The sequence below is a fragment of the Paenibacillus sp. FSL R5-0810 genome, from assembly GCF_038002285.1.
GTDB classification, from domain to species: domain Bacteria; phylum Bacillota; class Bacilli; order Paenibacillales; family Paenibacillaceae; genus Paenibacillus_AQ; species Paenibacillus_AQ lactis.
In genome coordinates, this window is sequence record NZ_JBBOCF010000001.1 from 3,367,542 (window position 1) to 3,392,820 (window position 25,279).

At 51.5% G+C, this 25,279-nt stretch carries 19 protein-coding genes, 2 tRNA genes and 1 other annotated feature; of the genes, 4 read left to right on the top strand and 17 right to left on the bottom strand.

All coding sequences use genetic code 11. The features are described from left to right. The 13 genes from MKX76_RS15275 to MKX76_RS15335 form a co-directional block, all read right to left on the bottom strand. Positions 1-660, bottom strand: a complete 660-nt coding sequence (locus tag MKX76_RS15275) for a precorrin-2 dehydrogenase/sirohydrochlorin ferrochelatase family protein (RefSeq protein ID WP_341034096.1) — start codon at positions 658-660, stop codon at positions 1-3. A gap of 3 nt (positions 661-663) precedes the next feature. Further along, positions 664-1,497 carry a cytochrome c biogenesis protein CcsA gene (gene ccsA, locus MKX76_RS15280; protein ID WP_007130742.1) on the bottom strand — a complete coding sequence of 278 codons (834 nt, stop codon included), beginning with the start codon at positions 1,495-1,497 and terminating at the stop codon, positions 664-666. A gap of 18 nt (positions 1,498-1,515) precedes the next feature. Continuing rightward, complete coding sequence (gene hemA / locus MKX76_RS15285; RefSeq protein WP_007130743.1) at positions 1,516-2,919, bottom strand: glutamyl-tRNA reductase; 1,404 nt, start codon at positions 2,917-2,919, stop codon at positions 1,516-1,518. A gap of 305 nt (positions 2,920-3,224) precedes the next feature. Then, a complete protein-coding gene (gene speD / locus MKX76_RS15290) occupies positions 3,225-3,623 on the bottom strand; it encodes an adenosylmethionine decarboxylase (protein WP_007130744.1) in 399 nt (132 codons plus the stop codon). 307 nt (positions 3,624-3,930) lie between these two features. Then, positions 3,931-4,521: a hypothetical protein gene (locus MKX76_RS15295; RefSeq protein ID WP_007130745.1), complete on the bottom strand. Its 591-nt coding sequence runs from the start codon at positions 4,519-4,521 to the stop codon at positions 3,931-3,933. Positions 4,522-4,734: 213 nt separating this feature from the next. Further along, positions 4,735-5,385 (bottom strand): ribosome biogenesis GTP-binding protein YihA/YsxC, encoded by a 651-nt coding sequence (gene yihA / locus MKX76_RS15300; protein WP_007130746.1) that lies wholly within the window; start codon positions 5,383-5,385, stop codon positions 4,735-4,737. A 19-nt stretch (positions 5,386-5,404) separates the two neighbouring features. Then, the gene (gene lon / locus MKX76_RS15305) at positions 5,405-7,741 is read right to left on the bottom strand and encodes an endopeptidase La (RefSeq protein WP_007130747.1); all 2,337 of its coding nucleotides are present in this window, start codon (positions 7,739-7,741) and stop codon (positions 5,405-5,407) included. Positions 7,742-7,825: 84 nt separating this feature from the next. Further along, positions 7,826-9,535 carry an ATP-dependent protease LonB gene (lonB, locus tag MKX76_RS15310; protein ID WP_285852581.1) on the bottom strand — a complete coding sequence of 570 codons (1,710 nt, stop codon included), beginning with the start codon at positions 9,533-9,535 and terminating at the stop codon, positions 7,826-7,828. Between the two features lie 2,144 nt (positions 9,536-11,679). Beyond that, on the bottom strand, positions 11,680-12,789 hold the full coding sequence (ispG, locus tag MKX76_RS15315; protein ID WP_028407009.1) for a flavodoxin-dependent (E)-4-hydroxy-3-methylbut-2-enyl-diphosphate synthase: 1,110 nt from the start codon (positions 12,787-12,789) through the stop codon (positions 11,680-11,682). Positions 12,790-12,904: 115 nt separating this feature from the next. After that, positions 12,905-14,173, bottom strand: coding sequence for an ATP-dependent protease ATP-binding subunit ClpX (gene clpX / locus MKX76_RS15320; protein ID WP_007130750.1), 1,269 nt, complete (start codon positions 14,171-14,173; stop codon positions 12,905-12,907). Positions 14,174-14,187: 14 nt separating this feature from the next. Further along, positions 14,188-14,778: an ATP-dependent Clp endopeptidase proteolytic subunit ClpP gene (gene clpP, locus MKX76_RS15325; RefSeq protein ID WP_007130751.1), complete on the bottom strand. Its 591-nt coding sequence runs from the start codon at positions 14,776-14,778 to the stop codon at positions 14,188-14,190. A 272-nt stretch (positions 14,779-15,050) separates the two neighbouring features. Next, complete coding sequence (gene tig, locus MKX76_RS15330; protein ID WP_341034097.1) at positions 15,051-16,388, bottom strand: trigger factor; 1,338 nt, start codon at positions 16,386-16,388, stop codon at positions 15,051-15,053. Positions 16,389-16,533: 145 nt separating this feature from the next. Continuing rightward, positions 16,534-17,373 (bottom strand): hypothetical protein, encoded by an 840-nt coding sequence (locus MKX76_RS15335; RefSeq protein ID WP_213616078.1) that lies wholly within the window; start codon positions 17,371-17,373, stop codon positions 16,534-16,536. A gap of 360 nt (positions 17,374-17,733) precedes the next feature. Here MKX76_RS15335 and MKX76_RS15340 point away from each other — a divergent pair. From MKX76_RS15340 to MKX76_RS15350, 3 genes are all read left to right on the top strand, one after another. Beyond that, positions 17,734-17,807 (top strand) — tRNA-Arg (locus MKX76_RS15340). A gap of 179 nt (positions 17,808-17,986) precedes the next feature. Beyond that, the gene (locus tag MKX76_RS15345) at positions 17,987-18,415 is read left to right on the top strand and encodes an EamA family transporter (protein ID WP_007130754.1); all 429 of its coding nucleotides are present in this window, start codon (positions 17,987-17,989) and stop codon (positions 18,413-18,415) included. Between the two features lie 55 nt (positions 18,416-18,470). After that, positions 18,471-18,697 (top strand) — a binding site (T-box leader). Positions 18,698-18,762: 65 nt separating this feature from the next. After that, positions 18,763-20,628, top strand: a complete 1,866-nt coding sequence (locus tag MKX76_RS15350; protein ID WP_341034098.1) for an arginine--tRNA ligase — start codon at positions 18,763-18,765, stop codon at positions 20,626-20,628. Positions 20,629-20,769: 141 nt separating this feature from the next. Here the strand turns inward: MKX76_RS15350 and MKX76_RS15355 are convergent, their stop codons facing one another. From MKX76_RS15355 to MKX76_RS15365, 3 genes are all read right to left on the bottom strand, one after another. Beyond that, entirely contained in the window at positions 20,770-21,213 is a 444-nt protein-coding gene (locus MKX76_RS15355; protein ID WP_341034099.1) for a hypothetical protein, read from the bottom strand. A 253-nt stretch (positions 21,214-21,466) separates the two neighbouring features. Next, positions 21,467-22,480 (bottom strand): S66 family peptidase, encoded by a 1,014-nt coding sequence (locus MKX76_RS15360; RefSeq protein ID WP_341034100.1) that lies wholly within the window; start codon positions 22,478-22,480, stop codon positions 21,467-21,469. A 512-nt stretch (positions 22,481-22,992) separates the two neighbouring features. Continuing rightward, a tRNA-Arg gene (locus tag MKX76_RS15365) sits at positions 22,993-23,066 on the bottom strand. A 154-nt stretch (positions 23,067-23,220) separates the two neighbouring features. On the opposite strand from MKX76_RS15365, the gene MKX76_RS15370 reads away from it, so the two are divergent. Then, a complete protein-coding gene (locus MKX76_RS15370; RefSeq protein WP_007130758.1) occupies positions 23,221-23,517 on the top strand; it encodes a DUF4870 domain-containing protein in 297 nt (98 codons plus the stop codon). Positions 23,518-23,599: 82 nt separating this feature from the next. Here the strand turns inward: MKX76_RS15370 and MKX76_RS15375 are convergent, their stop codons facing one another. Next, positions 23,600-25,081, bottom strand: coding sequence for a stalk domain-containing protein (locus MKX76_RS15375; protein WP_341034101.1), 1,482 nt, complete (start codon positions 25,079-25,081; stop codon positions 23,600-23,602). Positions 25,082-25,279 lie beyond the last annotated feature (198 nt).

Genomic DNA, 25,279 nt, shown 5'->3' on the forward strand with positions numbered 1-25,279 from the left:
TCATTCCTCCTGATTGTTCTCAATCCATAGCTTGATTTTATCCGTATTCCAGGACGCATAACCTTCGCGGCGAATATCGCCGAGAATATCCAATCGGTATAATCGGTCCAACAGCCGTTTGCGCGCCTCAGCGGATGCCGCTTGTGCCTTAATCGCCGAGCGCATGCTGTATAATATATCGAGATATTCCTCGTATTCCTGGCCGAACTGCTCTTCGAGCTGATGCCGAATTCGCACGGCCGCAGCGGGCCCTGCCCCGGACGTAGCTACCGCTAAGGTCAATCTTCCCCGGCGCATGACCGCCGGGCTGATGAACGAGCCCGCCTCTCCGTCGCTGGCCACGTTCACCCATATTCCAAGCCGGTCGGCCTCCAGTGCGATCGTTTTATTCAGCGTATCATCGTCCGTTGCGGCGTAAACCAGGAAAGCTCCTTGCAGGTCCCCCGGCTCATAGACCCTGCTGGTCCATTGCACGGCTCCTTCATCTGCCAGCCTGCGAAGCAGGCCGCTCTTTAATTCGGGGCTTACAATATGTACGCTTGCTCCGGCATCAAGAAGCGCCGCGGCCTTCCGTTCAGCCACGGCACCGCCGCCGACCAGCAAGCATAAACGCCCGTCGCATTTCAGCATCACGGGCACATACTTAGAATCATTCATCATCCGTCACACTCCTGACCAGCTGTGAAATCCGGACCACGTATTCAGATAAAAGTTCAATATAATGAATCCGTACCCGATCAGCGCCCAAACCGCGGCCTCCATGCCGGAGCGTTTCAGCAGGCTGCGTTTCAGGAAATAAACAATATACATGCTGAGCGCAAGGAGCGTAGACAGTACCTTAATATCCAGGAGCAGCTGCCATCGCCCTGCCATGGCAACCGACATGATTGCCACGATCAAGGACAGCACCAAAATCGCCGTTCCCGTCATCAACGCTTTATAAGCGTAAATGTCCAGCTTCTCCAAGCTGGGCAATCTTCGTACCGTATCATTCCAGTGTTTATGCTTAAGCTTTCGGTGCAGAAACATATAGATTGCGGCAAAAACAGCCCCTACCGTCAGTGCGGCAAAGCTTATGCTCGCCAGCGCGATGTGAATCAGCAGGAGCCGATGCTCAGTCTCCCAGCTGTATAGGGCGTTATCTCCTCCGGCTTTGAACCAAAGCTGGTTGACCAGCATGACGCAGAAGCCGACAAGGTTGATCAGCAGCACCGCATACTCGGATCGCTTTAAATACGTTAGTGCCATCGATGTTATCGTGATGCAGAACGTAAGGAGGAGCAAGAAATCAAACAACGTAAACACGGGGAGATGAAAATGCCCGCCCTCCATCGCTCTGATCCCGATTCCCCCAAGCTGAAGCAGCGCCGTTATGCCAAGAAGCCCTGTGCCTATCCGCTTCGCCACCGAATTGCGCGATACGCAATCCGAGATAAAAAACAGAAGGCTCAGGGCATAGATACAAATGCCGGTATTATAAATAAGGTTTAGCAGCATGGAATGAATTCACCCGCCTCATAGGGTGGCTGGGGCAAGAGATACCTTTATGGGCTTCTCCTCTGCCTGCCGATCGGCAGCGCTCGATATCGCTTCAGCTTTGGTTGCTGCTTTGTCCTTGGTGTGGCTGCGGGTCCCCTGCTCTTTTTCATGAATCAGGCTTTCCAGCGCGAAAATTTGAGTGAAATAGTCGAGCGCTTCATTGCCGTGCTTACCGCCGGTCATTTCTTTAATCCGATTGATCGGGTCATGCATCATTTGGTTAACGATGCTCTTCGTCAATCGGCGAATAACCTTGCGCTGACGTTCGTCCAATTCCGGAAGCTTATTAAATAAGCTTTCAAGTGTCTCTTCGTGGATGGTATTGGATTTCTCCTGCAGAGCGCGAATCGCCGGTCTGACGCCAAGCGTCTTCAGCCAAGTGTGGAATGCGTCCATCTCCGCCTGAATCATAACCTCGATCTTAGCGGCCTCGACGCGGCGCATTTCCATATTCGTCTCAACAATACCTTCCAAATCATCAATGTCATACAAAAATACATTCGACAGCTCGCCGACAGCCGGATCGATATCCCGCGGAACGGCAATATCAATCATGAACAGCGGCCGCGACTGGCGCTTCTTCATGCTCTCCCTTACCCGGTCGGCATTCAGCACGTATTCATTCGAGCCCGTCGAGCTGATAATGATGTCTACGTCATAAAGAAGCCCCATGCCTTCTTCCATCGTGCAGGGCGTGCCCTTGAACTTGCTCGCAAGCTCCTGGGCGCGGCCCAGCGTCCGGTTAGCCACAATTACCTCTGCGGCGCCGTTGGCATAAAGATGCTTGACGGTAAGCTCGCTCATCTTGCCTGCGCCGAGAATCATAACCTTCTTATCGTTGAACGTGCCGAAAATCCGTTTGCCAAGCTCTACCGCCGCATAGCTGACCGACACGGCGCTCTCGCCGATCGAGGTTTCCGAGTGGGCGCGTTTTCCGAGCGTTACCGCCTGCTTGAACAGCATATTGAACCAGGTTCCGGTAGCATGATGCTGCTGGGATGTTAAAAAGGCATTGCGAACCTGTCCCAGGATCTGCGTCTCTCCGATCACCATGGAATCCAGGCCGCAGGTGACCTTGAACAGATGGGAAATGGCCTGTTCATCTTCATATATATATAGATGCTGTGTAAATTCCTCACGGTTAATGCCGAACCACTGCTCCATAAAACTGCGGATAAAGTAGCCGCACATATGAAGGCGATCTACCACAACATAAATCTCAGTACGGTTGCAGGTAGCGACAATGACGCCCTCCAATACGCTCTTGGTTGATTTCAGCTCCCGCAGCGCCTCCGGCAATTCAGCTTCCGAAAACGTAAAGCGTTCCCTGACCTCCACGGGCGCCGTGCGATAATTCAACCCAACAACGACGATGTGCATTGCATGTTCACCTGCCTATTTCTCCGATAGTATGACCGCGATCAAGCGGTCTGCCCTGACCTTGTTCATTATATCACAGTCAGCCAAATCCCCTTGTCTATTTTATGAAATGTTTATGAAATCCCCATGTTTCGTTATATTCTGTTCATGGGGACTCCCCCTCATTTCCTGTTTACCGACACCTTACTATTGTGGATATTCAGCACTGGAGATATACGTATGATTTTCCTTGAAAAGGTCGTCTCAAAATAAATAACCATGGAGGACTCCATGGTTATAGGTATACACAATTTGTAGTTGGCCTGTTAAACGAGTTCGGCCAGTTTCATCTCGGGCGTCTCGACCTTCATTTCTCCAAGTCCGCGTACGAGTTTCTTAGCATAGCATTTTTCAGGTTTCAGTACGGATACCAGGTAGTCAATAGCCAATTGCGGATCTACCGTCTCCCCGCAGGTGTAACAGTCAATCGCAGCAAAACCTCTCTCAGGGTATGTGTGAATCGAGAGATGGCTTTCCGACAGCAATACAAGCACCGTAGCTCCTTGTGGCTCGAACTGCTTGGATTGGACGGACAATACCGTTGCTCCACATGCTTCAGCGGCTTCGACCATCTGAGCTTGTAAAAATTCTGCACTGTTCAATAGTTCAAAATCGACTCCCCAAGTATCAACAGCAACGTGTCTTCCGAAAGTTGAGTATTCCATCTTCCGGTTTCCCCCTTCCTAGGAATAAAATGTTTGAAAATTTCATCCGCTAGGACCTACGTCATTCACTTCCCGAGGGAATAATCTCTCGCAACATTACATGTCCTGAGTGAATCCTGGTTCCTATATTCTTTTCAACGAGATTAAAAATAACATCTATGACAGCGAAATGCAACACCTTTTTCAAAAATAACCTAATAAATAATTTTACAGCTCAATATATGTGCCAAATTCCGAAGCTGTGACTAAGATTACTCCCCTTCCGCAAATAAAAAAGCCGCCCATTTATGGGCAGCCTAACCTAGTCTTATGCTTCGAGAACGAATAGCCGCTGATTGTAGCTCCGGAGCTGTTCATCGATCGATTGGATCTTAGACATGTCATTGCCTGCCGCAATCCGCTGGTCCAGAAGAAGATTAATATTCCGCTGAATGGATTCGATCTCTTTCTCAGCTTCCTTGCTGTTAAACAGGCGCAGCAGCTCTCCGGCCGTATTCTTGTACTCGTATATGACGATACTCTCGTTCCCGGTCATCTGGGTGATTCGGTGAACCGTTCCGACGTGGTAATCATAGCTCATTGTAAAGCCGCGATAGATCCGATTTACCTTCCCCGACCCCTTAAAAGCCGTAAACAGCTTACGTACGGCATCGGCCAGATGGGGAGTTACCAATCGGCACGACAGCTCACAGACGTACAGGCCATTCTTGCGTTCAAAGGGCAAATGAACTTCTTCCCCGCTTTCATCTTCAAGCACGAACTCATGCTCTCCGCCGTCCATCACTTTCACTCGGCTGCTCACCCGGAAAGCGTGGGTCCCTTGCAGAAATCGATCCATTTGAACATCCGTCATTTGCATTGTGGCATTAACATATTCTGTGGCTAACCGCTGAGCCATAAAAATCCCTCAATTCTTTTAACTTACTCCCATTATACTGTACATCCCAGCGGTCTTTCCTGTCGTCCGAACGAGATTATTCATCATATTTCATAAAAAAACGGTTTTAGCCGGAATCAGACTGAGATTTCCCTCAACATGCTCACTTTCCTGTCAAGAATACACCGATTCCCTCTATTACTCAAAAAATCAGGCAAATCCGCTCGATTACGCTTATTCGTCTTCTTCGACGGCTGCATCCCGGAAATCACCGTTGTCCCCTTCGCCGTTTTCTTGACGGTATCCGATATGTGATTCGATGATTTCCCATAGCTCCTCTTTACCAAGCCCTAACTCCGAAGAGAACATGACGAATGAATGATGAGGCTGAAAGCCAAGCGTTTCCTTTACAATCTTGACGTGTTTCTGTCTGCGCGTCTTCGGGATTTTGTCCGCTTTGGTCGCGACGACGCACACCGGTCGGTCGTAATGCTGCAGCCACTCATACATGCTGACATCGTCCTTTGTAGGCGGGTGGCGCATATCGACCACCAGCAGAACGAGCTTCAGCTCATCCCGGCTGAGCAAATATTTCTCGACCATCTCGCCGAACGCCGCGCGCTGGCTTTTGGATACCTTGGCGTATCCGTACCCCGGAAAGTCGACCAAATACAAATCCTCGTTGACCCGGTAATAATTGAGCTGCTGCGTCTTGCCTGGCGTTGCGCTCGTACGGGCCAAGTTCTTTCTCGATATCATACGGTTGATCAGTGAGGACTTGCCCACATTGGAACGCCCTGCCAGAGCAATTTCCGGCAAGGCGTCTTCAGGATATTGAGCAGGACCGACCGCACTGATGACGAATTCGGCTTTTGTTACTTTCATGATTTTTAAAGGTTCCTCTCTAATGCACTCCCGCCTGCTCTACGAGCGCATGCTCGAGAACTTGGTCCATGTGGGATACCGGAACGAATTCGACGTCATTCTTGACACTGTCCGGAATGTCGCGCAAATCCCTCTCGTTATCTTTCGGGAGCAGTATTTTTTTGTAGCCGGCCCTATGAGCGGCCAAGGACTTCTCCTTAAGCCCTCCGATCGGCAGCACGCGTCCGCGGAGTGTTATCTCTCCGGTCATCGCCACGTCACGGGCAACATGGCGCTTCGTTAAGGATGAAATAAGGGCCGTAGCAATCGTGATGCCTGCAGACGGACCATCCTTCGGAATGGCTCCTTCGGGGATATGGATGTGGACATCCAGCTTCTCGTGGAAATCCGGGTCGATGCCGAGCTCTGCGGCCTTCGAACGGGTAAAGCTGAAAGCTGCCTGAGCCGACTCCTTCATTACATCGCCCAGCTTGCCCGTTAGCGTCAGCTTGCCGGTTCCGGGAACGACGGTAACCTCAATGGTCAGCGTCTCGCCGCCAACCTCGGTCCACGCAAGACCGGTTACGGTTCCGACTTGGTCCTCCAGCTCGGCCATACCGTAGCGGAACTTCGGAATGCCGAGATAATCCTTAATATCGTCCGCACCGATCACAATGGAATCGGATTCGTTCGTAACAATCCGCTTCGCGGCCTTCCGGCACAGAGCCGCCACCTGCTGCTCCAGATTCCGGACGCCGGACTCCCGCGTATATTCACGGATCACCTTCAGGAGCGCCCCTTCGTCTACCTGGAGCTGCTCGGGCTCAAGCCCGTGCTCGCTCTTCTGCTTCGGCAGCAGATAGCGGTTCGCAATCTGGAGCTTCTCGATTTCCGTATAACCCGGAATATAGAGAACCTCCATCCGATCGAGCAGCGGTCTTGGAATGTTATGAAGAGCGTTGGCTGTCGTCACGAACATGACCTGGGATAAATCAAACGGAATTTCGATAAAGTGATCGCTGAACGTATTGTTCTGTTCCGGATCGAGCACCTCCAGCAGCGCCGAAGACGGGTCGCCGCGGAAATCCGAAGCCATTTTATCGATTTCGTCGAGCAAGAATACCGGATTTAAAGAGCCTGCGGTCTTCATGCCTTGAATGATTCGGCCGGGCATGGCCCCGACATAAGTCCGGCGATGTCCCCTAATTTCGGCTTCATCCCGCACGCCGCCGAGGGAAATGCGGACGAATTTGCGCTCCAGGGAGCGGGCGATGGAACGGGCCAGCGACGTTTTGCCGACGCCCGGCGGTCCGACCAAGCACAGAATCGGCCCCTTCATCTTCTTTACGAGCTTCTGCACGGCCAAATATTCCAGCACGCGCTCTTTCGGCTTCTCCAGCCCGTAGTGATCCTCATCCAGGACCTGCTCGGCTTTTGCGATGTCGAGATCGTCTTCGGTCTTGTTCGTCCACGGCAAGGCAAGCAGCCAATCGACGTAATTCCGGATGACGCCGCCTTCTGCCGAACTGGCCGGCATCTTCTCGAGGCGGTCGATTTCCTTCTCGACTTTCTCGTGGACGCGTTCCGGAAGCTGAAGCTCTTGCAGCTGACTGCGCAGCTCCTCGACTTCCCCGGCACGGCCTTCCTTATCGCCAAGCTCTTTCTGGATGGCCTTCATCTGCTCGCGCAGATAGTATTCCTTCTGGGTCTTCTCCATCTGCTTCTTAACCCGCTGGTTGATCTTTCGCTCCAGCTCCAGCACTTCGCGCTCGTTGTTTAAAATATCCAGCAGCTTTTCCAGCCGTTTGCGGACGTCGATCGTCTCAAGGATCTCCTGTTTATCCTTGATCTTTAACGATAAGTGGCTTGTAATGACATCCGCCAGACGCCCCGGCTCATCGATATCGGAGACGGCCGCAAGCGTCTCGGGCGTAACTTTCTTGGACAAATTGATATAATTCTCAAACTGTGACAGCACCGTCCGCATCAAAGCGGATACTTCAGGGTCATTGTTCTCTTCCTCCGGAAGCTCGCGCGCGATGACCTCGTAGTAATCCGCTTGATCCGTATATTGAATAATTTCCGCCCGTTCCATACCTTCCACAAGCACGCGTATGGTACCGTTTGGAAGCTTAAGCATCTGGCGTACATTCGCAACGGTTCCAATTCGAAAAATATCCTCTTGCGTCGGTTCTTCAATGTTCACTTCCGATTGAGAACACAGGAGAATCAAATTGTCTTCAACCATCGCCTTTTCTAAAGCCTTTACGGATTTCTCCCGGCCTACATCCAAATGAAGCACCATACTCGGGTAGACAAGAAGACCTCTTAAAGGCAATAAAGGAAAACGACGACCTTTGGTTTTACTTGGTCCCATCGCTTTCGCACCTCCAATGGCTCTCAATGTTGACACTATTCCTATTTTATCAAATCTGCGTATAAAAAACCAACAACGGGAAACTTAAACGCCGCCGGCATCGGTCATTTTGCCATTGCGCGGTGGCGTGGCCTGCAGAAGCGATGCCGAGGAGGCCGGATAGATGTCGGTGTTCGGAAGCTCCACGATGTCCGCCGCCAGCGAGCCGCCGAATACTTGGCGGAACACCTCGTCGACCGTTTCGACCGGAATGACCCGCAAGCCGCCGCTCAGATCCTGGAATAACGATTGCCAGTTATCCTTCGGGATGATGACACGGGTTGCTCCGGCCTGGAACGCTGCCTCCACTTTGGCAATCACCCCGCCGATCGGCTTCACTTTGCCGTGAATGCTCATCTCACCGGTCATCGCAATTTTATTATCGACCTCAATTCCCTTAATCGCCGATACGATCGCCGTTGCCATAGCAATACCGGCGGACGGGCCGTCAATCGGGGTTCCCCCCGGGAAATTGATATGGAGATTATAATCCTTCGGCGAGAAGCCCATCGCTTCCAGCACGGTCAGGACGTTCTCAATCGATCCCTTGGCCATGCTCTTGCGCCGCAGCTTGCGCGATCCCCCGCCAAGCTCTTCTTCATCCACGACACCGGTAATATTGTAGGTGCCCTGTCCCTTCTCGACCGGCACCGCTGACACTTCAATCTCGAGCAGCGCCCCCATATTCGGACCGTATACGGCCAGCCCGTTGACAACGCCGATCTGCGGCTTCTCCGGCACCTTGCGGTCCGGGCGGGGCTGCAGCTGACTGCTGCTCGCTACCCACTCTACATCCGAGGCGCGGATGGAGTCTCTTTTTTCCGTTAATGCAAGTCCTGCGGCGAGTTGAATCATATTGACGGCCTCGCGTCCATTGGAGCAGTACTGCTTCACGACGTCCACCGCTTCCGGCGCTGCGCCAAGGCCTATCTTCTGAATGGCATCCTCCGCGATTTTACCGATCTCCTCGGGGAGCAGCGGACGGAAGAAGATCTCCATGCAGCGTGAACGAAGAGCGGGCGCAACTTCTTCCGGGGAGCGCGTGGTCGCGCCAACCAAGCGGAAATCGGCTGGAAGTCCGTTTTGAAAAATATCGTGAATATAGGCTGGCGTATTGGCATCCTCTGAATTATAATATGCACTTTCAAGCAGGACCTTGCGGTCCTCCAGTACTTTTAGCAGCTTATTCATCTGAATCGGGTGCAATTCGCCGATTTCGTCAATGAACAGAATGCCGCCGTGCGCTTTCGTCACTGCGCCCGGCTTCGGCTGCGGAATGCCGGCTACGCCCATCGCGCCAGCCCCCTGATAGATCGGATCGTGCACCGACCCGATGAGCGGATCGGCAATACCACGCTCGTCAAAACGGGCGGTGGTCGCATCGATCTCCGTAAACTTTGCATCGTATTTAAACGGCGATTGCGGATTCTTCTTCGCTTCCTCCATCACCACGCGCGCTGCCGCCGTCTTGCCCACCCCCGGCGGGCCATAGATAATGACGTGCTGCGGATTGGCGCTGCACAGGGCGGCCTTCAAGGCGCGCAGTCCGTCCTTTTGTCCGACGATGTCGTCCATGGTCTGAGGTCTCGTCTTCTCCGCAAGCGGCTTCGTCAACGACACCGACCGGAGCTTGCGCAGCTTATCGAGCTCCTTGCGCGACTCCCGGTCCACTGCGGTCTTGCTGGTCTTTTGCCCACGCAATAAGTTCCAAAAATAAATGCCGATGATGACTGCAAAAAACAGCTGCACCAGCATAATCACGATACTCAGATTCACAAGTCATTCCTCCTGTTTCTCCATTATGTCAAGATCCAACGTTAATACTTGGTAGTATTGCCGATTCGTTTGCAGGTAAAACGCCAATGCGGGAACAATTTGTAAAGGGGCTTTTTCACAACAAGTCCCTTAAAAGAACATCTTCACAGCCAGTTGAACCTTTGTGAGCTTAATCAGCACTCCGCATGCGGATTGTTCTTACGATCTCTGTTGCCCTCGGATTTCTTTGAATTCTGAGTTCCTATGATGAAATCCGCGGGCAAAGGAGAACGCTTCGCTTCTTCTGAACAATTCCGCCTGCTCCGTTGAAGCTTTCCTGGCGGGCAAGTTCCTTTTTGGGACTTGCTTGCTCGTTTGAAGCCCATTTTCCTCTATAAGTCCCTTTAAGGGACTTCTTCACAGCCATTTGAACCTTTGTGAGCTTTATCAGCACTCCGCCTGCGGATTGTCCTTACGATCTCTGTTGTCCTCGGATTTCTTTGAATTCTATGTTCCTATTGATGAAATCCGCGGACAAAGGAGAACGCTTCGCTTCTTCTGAACCATTCCGCCTGCTCCGCTGAAGCTTTCCTGGTGGGCAAGTCCCTTTTGGGGACTTGCTTGCTCCTTTGGAGCCCATTTTCGCTTTACAAGTTCCTTTTTGGGACTTGCTTGCTCGTTTGAAGCCCATTTTCCTCTATAAGTCCCTTTAAGGGACTTCTTCACACTCAGTTGAACCTTTTTGAGCTTTATCAGCACTCCGCCTGCGGATTGTTCATACGATCTCTGTTGCCCTCGGATTTCTTTGAATTTTTGGGTTCCTATGAGGAAATCCGAGGGCAAAGGAGAACGCTTCGCTTCTTCTGAACAATTCCGCCTGCTCCGTTGAAGCTTTCCTGGTGGGCAAGTCCCTTTTGGGGACTTGCTTGCTTCTTTGGACCCCACTTTCATTCTACAAGTCCCTTTCGGGGACTTGCTTGCTCCTTTGAAGCCCACTTTCGCTCTACTAGTTCCTTTTGGGGCCTTGCTTGCTCCTTTGGAGCCCATTTTCGCTTTACAAGTTCCTTTTTGGGACTTGCTTGCCCCTTTGGAGCCCATTTTCGCTTTACAAGTCCCTTTTGGGGACTTGCTCGTTTGAAGCCCATTTTCCTCTATAAGTCCCTTTAGGGGACTTCTTCACAGCCAGTTGAACCTTTGTGAGCTTAATCAGCACTCCGCCTGCGGATTGTTCTTACGATCTCTGTTGTCCTCGGATTTGTTTGAATTCTATGTTCCTATTGATGAAATCCGCGGACAAAGGAGAACGCTTCGCTTCTTCAGAACAACTCCGCCTGCTCCGCTGAAGCTCTCCTGGCGGGCAATTCCCTTTTGGGGACTTGCTTGCTCCTTTGGAGCCCATTTTCACTCTATAAGTCCCTTTTGGGGACATCTTCACAGCTAGTAGGACCTTTGTGAGCTTAATCAGCACTCCGCATGCGGATTGTTCTTACGATCTCTGTTGCCCTCGGATTTCTTTGAATTTTTGGGTTCCTATGAGGAAATCCGAGGGCAAAGGAGAACGCTTCGCTTCTTCTGAACAATTCCGCTTGCTCCGCTGAAGCTTTTCCTGGTGGGCAAGTCCCTTTTGGGGACTTGCTTGCTTCTTTCTTTGGACCCCACTTTCACTCTACAAGTCCCTTTTGGGGACTTGCTTGCTCCTTCCGAGCCCACCTTCCCTCTTCAAGTCCCTTTGTGGGACTTGCTTGCTCCTTCCGAGCCCACCTTCCCTCTTCAAGTCCCTTTGTGGGACCTGCTTGCTCCTTTTCTGCAATCGTGTCACTTTGCGACGGCTCTCACGTTCTCCCAGTACTTGCATTGACTCGTGGCTCACCAGAAGGGTCGTTCCCCCAACTTGAGTCCACGCAACGCAATTCGGCTGAATCCGAGGACGATCCCGATGAAGAATAACAAAAAGCGGCAGCCTCCTGAATCAGAGGCTGCCGCTTAAGGCAAACGCTATTGAATTACCAAGCAAAGATGTATGGATCTCCTGCCTGGTGTTTGGAATCACGACACAATGCTTAGCGTTACGGTATGTGGCTTCTAGTTACATCGCAACCACCGATGACAAGGCCATGTGTGACTGACATTGCATACCATCAAGCTCAGACCGTGGACTTATGCTTGCGGCCAGGGATTTCGCCCGTCTCCTCGTACACCTTCACAATGTTATCGATCTCTTTCTTCAGCTCCTCCACCATCGTGGCTTCCGGAACCTTGCGAATCATTTCGCCGTAACGGAACAGCAGTCCCTCTCCGCGAGCGCCGGCAATTCCAATGTCGGCCTCTCTCGCTTCACCCGGTCCGTTCACGGCACAGCCAAGAACGGATACCTTGATCGGCACTCTCAGTTTCGAGATATACTCCTCGACCTCATTGGCAATGGAGAACAAATCGATATCGAGACGTCCGCACGTCGGGCAGGATACGAGCGTCGCCATATCGGAAATCAATCCGAACGTTTTGAGAAGCTCGCGTCCGACTTTAATCTCCTCTACCGGATCGGCGCTGAGCGAAATCCGCATCGTGTTGCCGATGCCCATCGACAGGAGCGCACCGAGTCCGGCCGCGCTTTTCACCGTTCCGGAGAACAGCGTACCGGCTTCCGTAATGCCCAGGTGAAGCGGGTAAGGGATCACCTCGGCAGCCTTCGTATACGCCGCAATAGCCATCGGAACATCCGATGCCTTCAAGGATACGATGATGTCATGAAAATCGAGCTCCTCCAGAATACCGATATGGTACAGGGCGCTCTCCACCATCGCTTCCGGCGTCGGATAGCCGTATTTTTCAAGAAGATGATTCTCCAGCGAACCGGCGTTTACGCCGATCCGGATCGGAATGCTTTTCTCCTTGCACGCTTTTACGACCGCTTCGACCTTCTCGCGTTTTCCGATGTTGCCGGGATTAATCCGGACTTTATCGATGCCGTTCTCTATGGCGAGAAGGGCAAGCTTATAGTTGAAATGAATATCCGCGACAAGCGGGATATGAATGCGTTTCTTGATTTCCTTAATGGCAGCGGCGGCTTCCTCATTGTTGACCGTTACCCGGACGATTTGGCATCCGGCTTCCTCCAGACGCAAAATTTCCGCGACGGTCGCCTCGACATCCGCTGTTTTGGTGGTGCACATGCTTTGAATAATGACTTGGTTATTTCCCCCTATGGTGAGGTTCCCCACCTTAACGGGCCGTGTGTCTTGTCTCAAAAACATGGTACGATCTCTCCCGTATAACGCCAAAGCTCCACTCCAGCCTAGGCTCATGGCCATAACTGGAAGTGGAGAGGATCAGCGTAAATTTATATCACGTCCGCAGCGTTAGAACGCCTCAGGCGCTTTCTTCCTGTTTCTTGTCATCTTCCGTTCCCTTGCCTTGCATCAGCTCAGGGATCACTCTGTCACGAACGACCTGTTCGGTGATGACGCAATCCTTGATATCGTCTCTGGACGGCACTTCATACATTACATCCAGCATGATGCCTTCAATGATGGAGCGCAGTCCGCGCGCGCCGGTATTGCGCTTGATTGCCTCCTGGGCAATGGCTTCGAGAGCGCCGCGTTCGAACTTGAGATTGACATTATCAAGCTCAAGCAGCTTCTGGTATTGTTTGGTGAGGGCATTCTTCGGCTCGGACAGAATCCGTACCAGCGTCGCCTCATCCAGTGGTTCCAATGTGGAAACAACCGGCAGACGGCCGACAAATTCCGGAATGAGACCGAACTTGAGCAGGTCCTCAGGCAGCACCATCGTCAAATATTCGCCTGGCTTCAGATCTTTCTGGCCTTCAGCGGAAGCGTTGAAGCCGATGACCTTCTTGCCGATCCGGCGTTTGATGTACTGCTCCAACCCGTCAAATGCGCCCCCGCAAATGAACAGAATGTTGGTTGTATCGATCTGAATAAACTCCTGGTGCGGGTGCTTGCGCCCACCTTGCGGCGGAACGGAAGCGACCGTTCCCTCCAGAATTTTCAGAAGCGCCTGCTGAACCCCTTCGCCGGAAACGTCACGAGTGATGGACGGATTCTCGGATTTGCGGGCCACTTTATCAATTTCATCAATATAGATAATGCCGCGTTCCGCTTTCTCCACATCATAGTCGGCGGCTTGGATCAGCTTGAGCAGGATGTTCTCGACATCCTCGCCCACGTAACCGGCCTCCGTCAACGAGGTGGCATCGGCAATGGCAAACGGAACGTTCAAGATTTTAGCCATCGTTTGCGCAAGCAATGTTTTACCTGAACCTGTAGGTCCCAGCAGCAAAATGTTACTCTTCTGCAATTCAACGTCATCAATCTTGTTTTGCGTATTGATCCGTTTGTAGTGGTTATATACGGCAACCGATAAGGACTTCTTCGCTTGGTCCTGTCCGATGACGTATTGGTCAAGAATATCCCGAATTTCACGCGGCTTCGGAATATCCTTCAAATCCACTTCTTCCTCATGGCCGAGTTCTTCCTCTACGATTTCCGAGCACAAGTCAATGCACTCGTCACATATATAAACACCGGGCCCCGCAACCAGCTTGCGAACCTGCTCCTGCGATTTGCCGCAGAAGGAGCATTTCAGCTGCCCTTTGTCGTCGTTAAATTTAAACATGCAATAACCACCCCTTATGATTTGGTCGGTGAAGACAGAACTTCGTCAATAATACCGTACGCCTTCGCTTCCTCCGCGCTCATAAAAAAGTCACGGTCTGTATCGCGTTCGATTTTTTCAAGGGGCTGACCCGTGCGCTCCACATAGATTTGGTTAAGTTTCTGTCTGGTCTTGATGATCCAATCTGCATGGATTTGGATATCGGATGCCTGACCTTGAATTCCGCCAAGCGGCTGATGGATCATGACTTCGCTGTTCTCAAGCGCATACCGTTTGCCGGGCGCTCCGGCGGTGAGCAGCAGCGAGCCCATGCTGGCGGCCATGCCGACGCAAATAGTGGACACATCAGGCTTAATCAACTGCATCGTATCATATATACCCATCCCGGCCGTCACCGAACCGCCAGGAGAATTGATGTACAGAGAGATGTCTTTCTCCGGATCTTCCGCAGCCAAGAAGAGCAGCTGGGCAATGACGAGATTGGCTACATCGTCATCGATCGCATTGCTGAGGAATATAATGCGATCCTTCAGTAATCTTGAGTAGATATCGTAGGATCTTTCGCCTCGACTGGTTTGCTCCACCACCATAGGTACAAGACTCATGCGACCAACCTCATTTCCTTGAAAATTTACTTATGCGTTACAAAAGTTATTCTAACATGTTCAAAGCGCAATGTCATTTTTTAACCCTGATTACATTCTATGAACTTCGCTAGGAATATATCCAGCCAACTTGTCTCATTATGTATGTCGAAAAAATAACCAATTCATGTCACATTTAGTTGAAAATTGGCTATTCTTAGGTAAAAATAAGGCACGCATAAAGTACGTGCCCTATCTCATGTAACGGCAGCTTCGGCAGCCGCCTGTTGTTATTATTCTTCAGTCGCAGTTTCTGCAGCTTCTTCCTTCTTCTCAACTGGAGCGCCTTCTACGCTGTTTTCCAGCAAGAAATCAATCGTCTTGCGGAGAAGCAGCTCTTCGCTAAGGCTGTCAAGGGAACCGTTGGCAGACAGGATGCTGCGGATTTCTTCGGCGGAACGCTTGTACGTTTCAGCCATATTGTCCAGTTCCTTGTTGATTTCCTCTTCGGAAACTTCAAGCTTCTCTTCTTTCGCAATCGCTTCAAGCACAAGGTTGTTGCGAACGCGCTTCTCGGCATCGTCCTTCATCTGACCTTCCAAATCCGCATTGGTTTGGCCGGAGAAGCTGAGGAACATCTCGAGGTTCATGCCTTGCTGGCGAAGACGGTTGTCGAAATCGCGCATCATGTTCTGAACTTCGGATTGAATCATCGCTTCCGGAATATCGATTTCGGCGTTAGCTGCCGCTTTTTCAACAACTTCATTCTCGCGGACGCCTTGAGCTTCCTGCTCTTTGCGGGCCAGAAGCTGCTTCTTCAGATCTTCCTTGTACTCATCAAGCGTATCGAACTCGCTTACGTCTTTAGCGAACTCGTCGTCCAGCTCAGGAAGCTGCTTGCGCTTGATTTCATGCACTTTCACTTTGAAGACCGCTTGTTTGCCGGCCAGCTCTTCCGCGTGGTAGGTTTCAGGGAATGTCACTTCCACGTCTTTGAAGTCACCCGTAGCCATGCCGATCACTTGATCTTCAAAGCCAGGGATGAAGGTGTTGCTTCCAAGCTCCAGGGAATAACGCTCGGCTTGTCCGCCTTCGAAAGGAACGCCGTCCACGGAACCGTCGAAATCGATCACGACGATGTCGCCGGATTCAGCCGAACCTTCATCGATGACAGCCAGCTCAGCATGACGCTGTTGCAGGCGCTCAAGCTCTTGGTTCAGCTCCTCATCCGAAACCTCAGCTGTTACAGCAGCCACTTCAAGTCCTTTGTAATCGCCAAGCTTAACTTCTGGCTTCACGGTTACTTTCGCTTTGAATTTGAAGGTTTCGCCTTTAGCGAACTGCTCGATTTCTACTTCTGGACGATCTACCGGGAAAATATCCGCTTGCTCAACAGCTTCGCTGTATACTTCAGGAAGCAGAATGTCGATTGCATCCTGATACAAGCTCTCTACGCCGTAACGAGCTTCAAAGATCGGGCGCGGTACTTTACCTTTACGGAATCCAGGTACATTTACTTGTTTCGCTACTTTATTAAAAGCTTTGTCGAGGGCGGCCGCAACGCGATCCGCATCAACCTCAACGTCAAGAACGCCAAGGTTCTTCTCTATTTTTTCCCAAGTTGCTTTCATTTATGCTTTCCCCTCCAAAATAGTTCACGTGGTCGGCGCAATAATCTATCACGTACCGAATAACCACTATAGTATAAACAACATTACATGCTTTTTCAAGGGCGTACCCTTATGGAGCGATACCGTAAACGTTTTCCATCTCTGCCTATTCCTCCGCCCCGGCAGCTACGAATTGCTTTAACGAACGGTATGCTCCCTCATAGCGAAAACGCATGGTGTCCGTAATTCCGTACAACGGCCGGATTTCGTCCTCATTCCGGAACCCTTTTAAACTCTCCGACACGATGTCGTGCAATGCTGCCGCCCAAATATCGAGCGTAGACTCATCCTCGTCGAGCATGGACTCGTAATCCAAGGTTCCGTAAATGGCCATAATGAACTGCGACCATAATTCCTGAGCGAAATAAAACAGCGTCGGCTCGTGAACCTCTGTCTGATCGGCAACGCGTTCCAATATTTTCGTTATTGCAGGCGGGAATTCCGATGGATCGAGCGGTACCGAGTCAATCTCGATTTCGACGGCCTCCTGTCCTCTCTTAAGCGTTACGCTCCCTTCCATGCCACGTCTGCGCAGCGTCTGCAGCACGCGGAATTGGAGCAGAGGATGAAGCGGGGTCTCGCTAAGCCAATCCGCTAGAGCCGCATCGATTTCCGGACGGTCCAGATAGGCCAGCTGTTCAAGCGCAAGGATCGTCTGCTCGGTCAAAGGTCCGTTCATGACCGAAGCAAGAAGTTTATCCGCATATCCTGCATCCTGTGCTACCTTATCGTTAACCATCTGGCGGGTCATTTCCGCTTCGTCCGGATCGTCGATCTCCTCGGTATCGGCATCATTCTCACGGGGCACGGCTGCTTCGGGGAAGGCTGCCTCCAGCCATTCCAGAAGGGCCCGCCATTCCTCATAGTTCCGCTCATTCTGTCCGCTGCATTGCAGCAGAAACCGCAGCACCTCCATCGCTTCGCCGTACCGTTCATTCTCGAGCATAACCGTTAGCTGAATCTGATAATAATCCAGCGTCTTCGGAAACAGGATGATGTTCTTATCCTCTTGTTCGGGGGAGTAAGAGTCCTTGATAAGGACACCTCCTTTCTAGTCCTGTTTTTAATATTCGTTGATTATAGCATATGTACCGCCAAGATTAAAAAAGCGCGGGTTCCATGGGTTCCTTCTCTTACTTAGAGGGATCGGGATCACCGATCAAGTAAAGAGCAACCGTATTTTATCAATATAACCCCGGATTGCCTAGTCATAATCTAATCGCATCAAAAATCTTCTATTCTCAAAAATATATAGTTGAAATATTCCAGAGCATATGATAATATATTTTTTGCTTGAAAAAAATGTGTCCCAGTAGCTCAGCTGGATAGAGCAACGGCCTTCTAAGCCGTCGGTCAGGGGTTCGAATCCCTTCTGGGACGTAAAGATAACACCGCCTTAGGGCGGTGTTTTTGCGTTCCTTGGGATCCTTTTTGCGTTCCATGGGATACCCAAATTAAAAAATAATGGCTTTTTCCCAATAACCCTATACTATAAAAAAAGAATCCCTGTCAGATTCGAAAGTGATGCCAAGCTACATACATAAAAGAGGAGGATGCGTATGCCTTTGTGGCTTATATACGCGCTGCTGTCTGCCGTAGCCGCTGCGCTCGTGGCCATCTTCGGCAAGATCGGCCTGCAGAACATCGACGCGAATTCCGCAACCGCTATACGATCGGTCATCATGGCTTTGTTCTTGCTCGGGGTCATAGCGGTTCAGGGGAAATTCTCGCAGCTCGGCGATATTCTAACGCAAAAAAAGGCGCTCAGCTTCATTGTGCTCAGCGGGATCGCCGGTGCCTTATCATGGCTGTTCTACTTCCTGGCACTGAAGTACGGCAAAGTATCGCAGGTAGGGCCGATCGATAAATTGAGCGTCGTGATGGCGGTCATTCTTGCTTTTGTTTTTCTGGGTGAGAAAATCTCCTGGATCAACGCAGCCGGCGTTGCTCTGATTGCTGTCGGCGCGCTGCTGGTTGCGGTGAAATAAAAATCGTATTGCTTTTCGAAGCAGATTGGTTATAATATGGAAAACTCGATCATTTTGAAGTTCTGTGATTGGGAGAGTAGCTGCACGCGCTTCAGTCCAAGCGAGCCGGGACAGGTGGGAACCGGTACGAAGCCGCCAGTGAAACGGGCCCAGGAGACGGTTATCCGAAACTTTCAGTAGGGTGACCCGGCTTACACCGTTATCGTAGCAAAGGGGTCAGCCTTCCAATTTCAGGGGTTGACAACAAGAGTGGTACCGCGAGCATAAGTCCTCGTCTCTTAGGAGACGCGGACTTTTTTTATTTTTTCAGACATGGTTGTCACTGTTAAAAGGGGGATTTCACCATTATGTTAAGTCACTTTATCATTGAAAGCCTGGAACAAGCCGTAAACAAGGTGTGCCAAAGCTTCGGCACGAAGCTGCCGGATTCCGTACAGGTCCGTATCGAGCAGCCTGCCAGCATGGAGCATGGAGATTATGCGACCAACATCGCCATGCAGCTTGCCAAAGTTTTGCGCAAGGCACCCATTGAAATCGCCGGGCTGATTCAGCAGGAGCTTCAGCAGCATGAGCCATTCCTCGAGCTTATAGCTTCCGTTGAGGTAGCGGCACCAGGCTTTCTGAATCTCCGCATCCGCTGGGAGGCGTGGGCGGGATTGCGTTTCGAGCTGCCGGCTGCCCCGGATGAAAAAATCGTCATTGAACACACATCCATCAACCCGAATAAATCGGCACACATCGGCCATCTGCGAAATTCTTGTATCGGCGACACGCTGGTCAGATTGATGAGAAGGCTCGGTTATGAAGTCGAGGTCCATAACTATATCGACGATCTGGGGAATCAGCTGGCAGATACGGTCGTCGGTCTTCTTCATACTCCGCTCACACAAGAGCATGCCCGGTTCGGGGATTATTGCTGGGATGTATACTCTGCCACCAATCGGGCTTATACGCAGGATCCTTCGCTCGTGCAGCATCGAACCGAAGTGCTTCACGCTCTGGAGGAAGGACACCAGAACTTGGCGTGGATCGGACTCCTCGTGGCGGAGCGGATCGTTAAAGAGCATTTGGAGGAGATGAAGCAGTTCGGCATCGAGTATGATCTGTTGGTGTGGGAGAGCAGCATCGTAAGAGAGGGCTTCTGGGATTATGCATTCGAGCTGCTGAAGAATACGCCGCTGTTCCAGCAGGAAACCGAGGGCAGGCTGGCTGGATGCTGGGTGCTGAAGCAATCCGGCGGCGAAGACGCTGCGGGAAATCCGGAGGCCGAGCACAGCATGGATAAGGTGCTTGTCCGCTCCAACGGCATTTTGACCTACACGGCCAAGGACATCGCGTACCACTTGTGGAAATACGGGGTTTTGGCCAAGGATTTTGCCTACAAAAAATTTACGGAGCATGTGTGGACAACAAGCGCTGACGGCGAGCAGCAGCCGTTCGGCAAAGCCACTATGGTAATCAATGTTATTGATTACAGGCAGCAATATCCGCAGGCGATGGTCAAGCAGGCGCTCGAAAGCCTGGGGTTCGTCAAGGAAGCGGAGAAGCTCCGTCATGTGAGTTACTGGGTCGTTTCCCTCAGTCCGTCGGCTGCTGCTGACCTAGGGATTGATACGAGTGACGGCAAGGCCTCCTACGCGATGTCCGGGCGTCAAGGGATCGGTATTAAAATTACGGAGCTCATCGGACAGGTGGAGAAGGTCATTGAGGAGACCCGCTCGGATAAAAACGGACTGTCCAGCCGCGAAATCGCGATCGCCTCCATCCGTTACTATCTGCTTCGCTTTGCACTTCAGACCGAGGTCGTATTTGATCTGAAGCAGGCAACCGAAATATCCGGCAATACGGGGGTATACCTGCTCTATTCCTATGCACGCGCCCTGAGCGTCCTGAATAAAGCGAAGGCATCCGGTGTGGAGCCAGTAAGACCTGTACATTTTCCTGCCATGGAAAAAGCCGAGCACGCCTTGCTGAGACACATCAGCACTTGGCAGGACACCCTCGTCACGGCCGGACGCGAGCTGTCTCCAAGCGCCATTTGCAACTTCACTTACGAGCTGTGCTCATGGTTTAACAATTTTTATTCGGCATGCCCGATCCTGAAGGCGGAGGAGGAGGTCCTCCAATTCCGTGTATGGCTGACCTCGGTGTTTAAAGAGACGCTGGGCGATGCGCTGGACGTCCTCGGGCTGCCTACGCCAAGCCGGATGTAAAATCGCATGCAGAGCATCCGCCCGCTCTCCTTCTTCCTAGAAACTTGCCTGGTAAACGCTTAGGCTTTTAGGTTCTAAAGGACCAGGAATCAGTCCTCAAAAAATAGCCGCCATCCCGATGGATGACGGCTATTTTCCCTTCTATTGCAGCCCTCTAACCGTAAGCTTAACCTGAATCTTCCCGCCTGTCAGAGGTTCTTCTTGAATGGTCCAATTAACAGCGAGCGTATCCTTCAAACGGCCCAGCTGATCCTCCGTCAGCTGCAGCTGATCTATGATCCCTTCGCCTACGCGAAAGTCGGATTCGGAGCTGATGCCAAACGCTTCCTCCAGCCATATTTTCAAGCCGTTCCGCGTATTAAATGTAATTCTGTAGCCTTCCTGAACAGCCTTCTCCAGATCCTCCCCATGCTCCTCGGCGTAGGAGAACAATTCATCGTAATGGAAATGGCCGGTTTGGGCCGTCCCGAACCGTTCAACCTCCCGTGAACGAACGGCATCCAAGAGATCGGCGGATGACATTCCTGAATTTTTGGCATGCTCCAATAGAATGGCGGTGTTTTGCGATATTTTCGTAAGCTGCATAGTAAATTAAGGCCTCCTCAAGGATGAAAAAAAATCATTTTCTACTATTATAAGACTCGCAATGATGTGAGACGGGGAAGCTTCGCAAGATATAAACTAAACGTTCCATCGCTTATGTACTTGCTAAAGGACTTAATCTCATAATACCCCAGCTTTCTGCAAAAATGAACCGATTCCTACCGCAAAAAGGTTAAGCCATTCTCCCGATTCCCAGTACCGTCTAAACAAAGCGGTTATGATCCGTCTGTCAACCTCATCGAAACGTCTGAACGACCATCCCTTTGCCGTCCTTTACATCCACCTCGGCATATGCCCCATTGATCAATGTCATCTGCGGCGGAACGTGTCCGCAGTCCATATCATAAACGATGGGAACGCCAAGCTCCTCGGCAAGGTCTTGGTATACATCCTCCGCCTCGTAATTCTCGATGGCACGATTGGCAGCGCTTCTGCCGAACAGAATGCCGGAGCAGTTCGCGAACCAGCCGGCAAGCTTCATCTGAACAAGCGATCTGCGTAAATCGGTCGTGGATAGCTCGCAGTTCTCGAAGTACCAGAGGATGGGTTCATTTCCGATGAACTGCTGTTGAAAACTCGTCACGTCGCCGTAGGGAGTGCCGATCAGATGGCGGATCACATCGATGCAGCCCCCAAGCAGTCGTCCCTTCATTTGGGCAGGAGCGCCTGTGACGGATTTCCACTCCGTCGGCTCCGTCAAATGGTAGATCCATGGAGTCGGGTTGTCATGCTGCCATTCCTTCTGATAGCTTTCGGAAGATTGCTGGGCGACGGATCCGCCTCTGGACGTTGACAGCACGGTTTGCCATCGTGAAGTCGTCGGGTCGGTTTGCTCCCCGCGCAGGTCAATGAGATTCGTGCCATGCGCAGTGGCGATGCCTCTTACCAACGTGAGTGCCAGTAGGAGCACACTCGTGTCCGAGTAGCCGAGAATCCATTTTGGGCTTACTTGGTCAAATTCGATATGCTCCAGGATTTCGATCAATAGCTCCCCGCCCCATGGAGGAATGATGAGATCGATCGCTTCATTCTGAAGCATCGCATTCAGCTCTTGTGCCCGAATACGCGCAGGAGCCGACTTAGCCTTTTCCTGTGTCCAGACAGTATCTCCAACAATCGTGCGAAATCCCCTCGACTCCATCCGGTTGATCGCTTGCCTCAATAAACCATGCAATTCGGCCTCTACGCCCGATGACGGAGCGGGTATGCCGATGGTCGCCCCTTCCTGCAAGAACGGATAATGGATCATTGGTTATCTTCCCCTCTCATACGTATCGCTTCCTGCCTACAAGCCTTCTCGGTTGTACAGACTTCAGATGCCTTCTTCCGATTATATACTAATCTTAACATCTAGAGCGTACCAGAAGGGAGCGGCCTTTCGGCCGACCGCGAAGTCATCCTCCCGAAGCGGATGCTTCGACGCCCCCCTAACTGGGGTTCTCATCCTCATGGAACGCAAAAACACCGCCATTAAGGCGGTGTTATCTTTACGTCCCAGAAGGGATGCGGCCTTTCAGGCCGACTGCGAAGTCATCCTCCCGAAGCGGATGCTCCGACGCCCCCCTAACTGGGGTTCTCATCCTCATGGAACGCAAAAACACCGCCATTAAGGCGGTGTTATTTTACGTCCCAGAAGGGATGCGGCCTTTCAGGCCGACTGCGAAGTCAACCTCCCGAAGCGGATGCTCCGACGCCCCCCTAACTGGGGTTCTCACCTTCTGGAATACGCAAAAAATCGCCGTTTGGCGATTTCTTAGAAAGCGTCCCAGAAGGGATTCGAACCCCTGACCGACGGCTTAGAAGGCCGTTGCTCTATCCAGCTGAGCTACTGGGACATATGTATACATCTTTTTCAAACAGTAACGAAATACATTATATCGCATCTTCGTCATTTTTCAAAGATTTTTTTTGTAAAGGAATCATTCGGGGAATCAGCCGTTCGCTCGCAGGGTATTGTAATATCAAACAACCTTTCAGGAGGTGGTACCCGTGAGACAGCTGCTATCCTCATTATCGTACTTCAGCATTTTCTTTGCGCCCTTTATTCTCCCGATCCTGGTGTGGATTCTATCCCAAGATGCTTATGTGGCGAAGCATGCGCGCCGCGCCCTTTTCTCTCATCTCTTCCCGCTTCTTGCAGCCATCCCGCTCATCTATATGGCGGTAACCTCAGGCTCCTTCGGTTCCGTGATCGGGTACCTGATTCTGTTCGGCATCATTTATTTCGGCAGCTTCGTGTATAATATCGTCCTGGGTATTCAGGTTCTCCGCGAACCGAGCTACTGATGCTTTTATCTGAGGATTTCGCAAAATCCTGACCTAAAAGAAGAACCATGCCGCAATCGTCCGGCATGGTTCATTTTATTTATTATTTCGTTGTAATGTGCACCATTTTCTCGCTGCTGTCCCACTTGACGTCAGCGCCGAGAGCCGTAGCGACAAATCGAAGCGGTACCATCGTAGTGCCCTTTACCATGCGCGGTGCGGAATCAAGCGTAACGTTCTTTCCGTTCACCACGGCCTGCTTTGATCCCATCTTCAGCTTGATTTGGGAGGAGCCTTTGACGGAGGTTATGGTCTGCGTCTTCTGATCCCATTTCACGGAAGCGTCAAGCGATTCGAAAATCGCGCGCATCGGCACCAGCACGCTGCCGCCGGACATAACAGGTGCCTGCGCATAAGATTGCAGCTGTCCGTTCAGCTTGATGCGGATCGGCATTTGGCCGATTTCTCTTCCGGATTGATCGTAGTATTTCAGCTTCACGCTCTTCACACGGGAATCATAGTCGATCCGCAGCGTTGTGGTCTCATGAGCCGACAAGAACGTAGAGTTCGACTCCGATCCCAAGGAGCGTCCTTTGGCATCGTACGCCGTCGATTTGACGGTAATGCGCTGGGACGTATCCCCGTTCTCGATCCCGATTGTAACGACCAGCTTGTTGTTAACGGTCATCCGGCCTTCGGCGATAATTTTCGGCGTTTGGCTGCTTCCGGTCAGGAACACCTTGATATTGCTGGCCGCTTTGCCCGCTTCCAGCTCAGCCGCAAAATTCGCGATTTCGCTGCCGCTAAGGTAACCGGTGGTCGTGTTCACTTCCAGCACCTTGCCGCTGCCATTGCTGCCGACGACGATTACTCCAACCCGGCCGCCTTCTTTACGGTTTTGGATCGAGCCGGTTACGATCAGCTTCCCGTTCTCGAGACGGCTTCCGGTTTGAAGCAGCTTCACAGCGTCCTCTACCGGATCAATCGCGGAAACTTTAACCGTTTTAATCAATTTGGCTGCTTTCAACTCGACTTCGAAGGTAGAAACCTCGCTGCCGGTGAAGTAGCCGTCTGCCGACGTAACCTCAACCGCTTTGCCGGAAGCGTCGTATCCAACAGCCAGCATGCCCACATTGCGGCCCTCGGTTCCATTCTGAACGACGCCGGTTACCTTGACCACTCCGTTATTGGTCCACGATCCGGATGCCAGCAGCTTGGCTTCATTACCTGCCGGACCGGCTGGAAGCACTTCTACCCGCTTGATGCTGCTTCCGCTGTCAAGATCCACTTCATATGTATTGATCTCATCGCTCATGAAATATTCCGAGTTGCCGGCAACCTCCAGCGCATTGCCGTTCTCGTCATAACCTACGACATAAAAGCCGCCCTCTTTGCCGGAACCGCCATTGCGAACATCGGCAGTAACGCGCATTTTGCCATTAATAAGCTCATGGGATGATTCAAGTATGCTAATTCCTTCAGTGCCTTCTGCCTTCACAGCTCCCTGAACGGGTCCGAAGATGAGCGAAAAAGCGAGCAGTCCCGCGCCCAGCAGCTTCGTCAAATTTCTGTTTGTTTTGCGCAAATCCAATCTCCCCTTGTCAAATATGCTAGAATCATGCTTACACTAATCTAACATTATAGGCAAGATTCCCCTGTTATCAAATAGAGGATAAGTCCTATTTCTTAATTTTGCGTAATCCACAGCCGTCATTGGTCCCTATTCCCCAGAGCGATGGGCTCCTCCACCAGCATCCTATATTCAGACGGCCTTTCGCTTGCA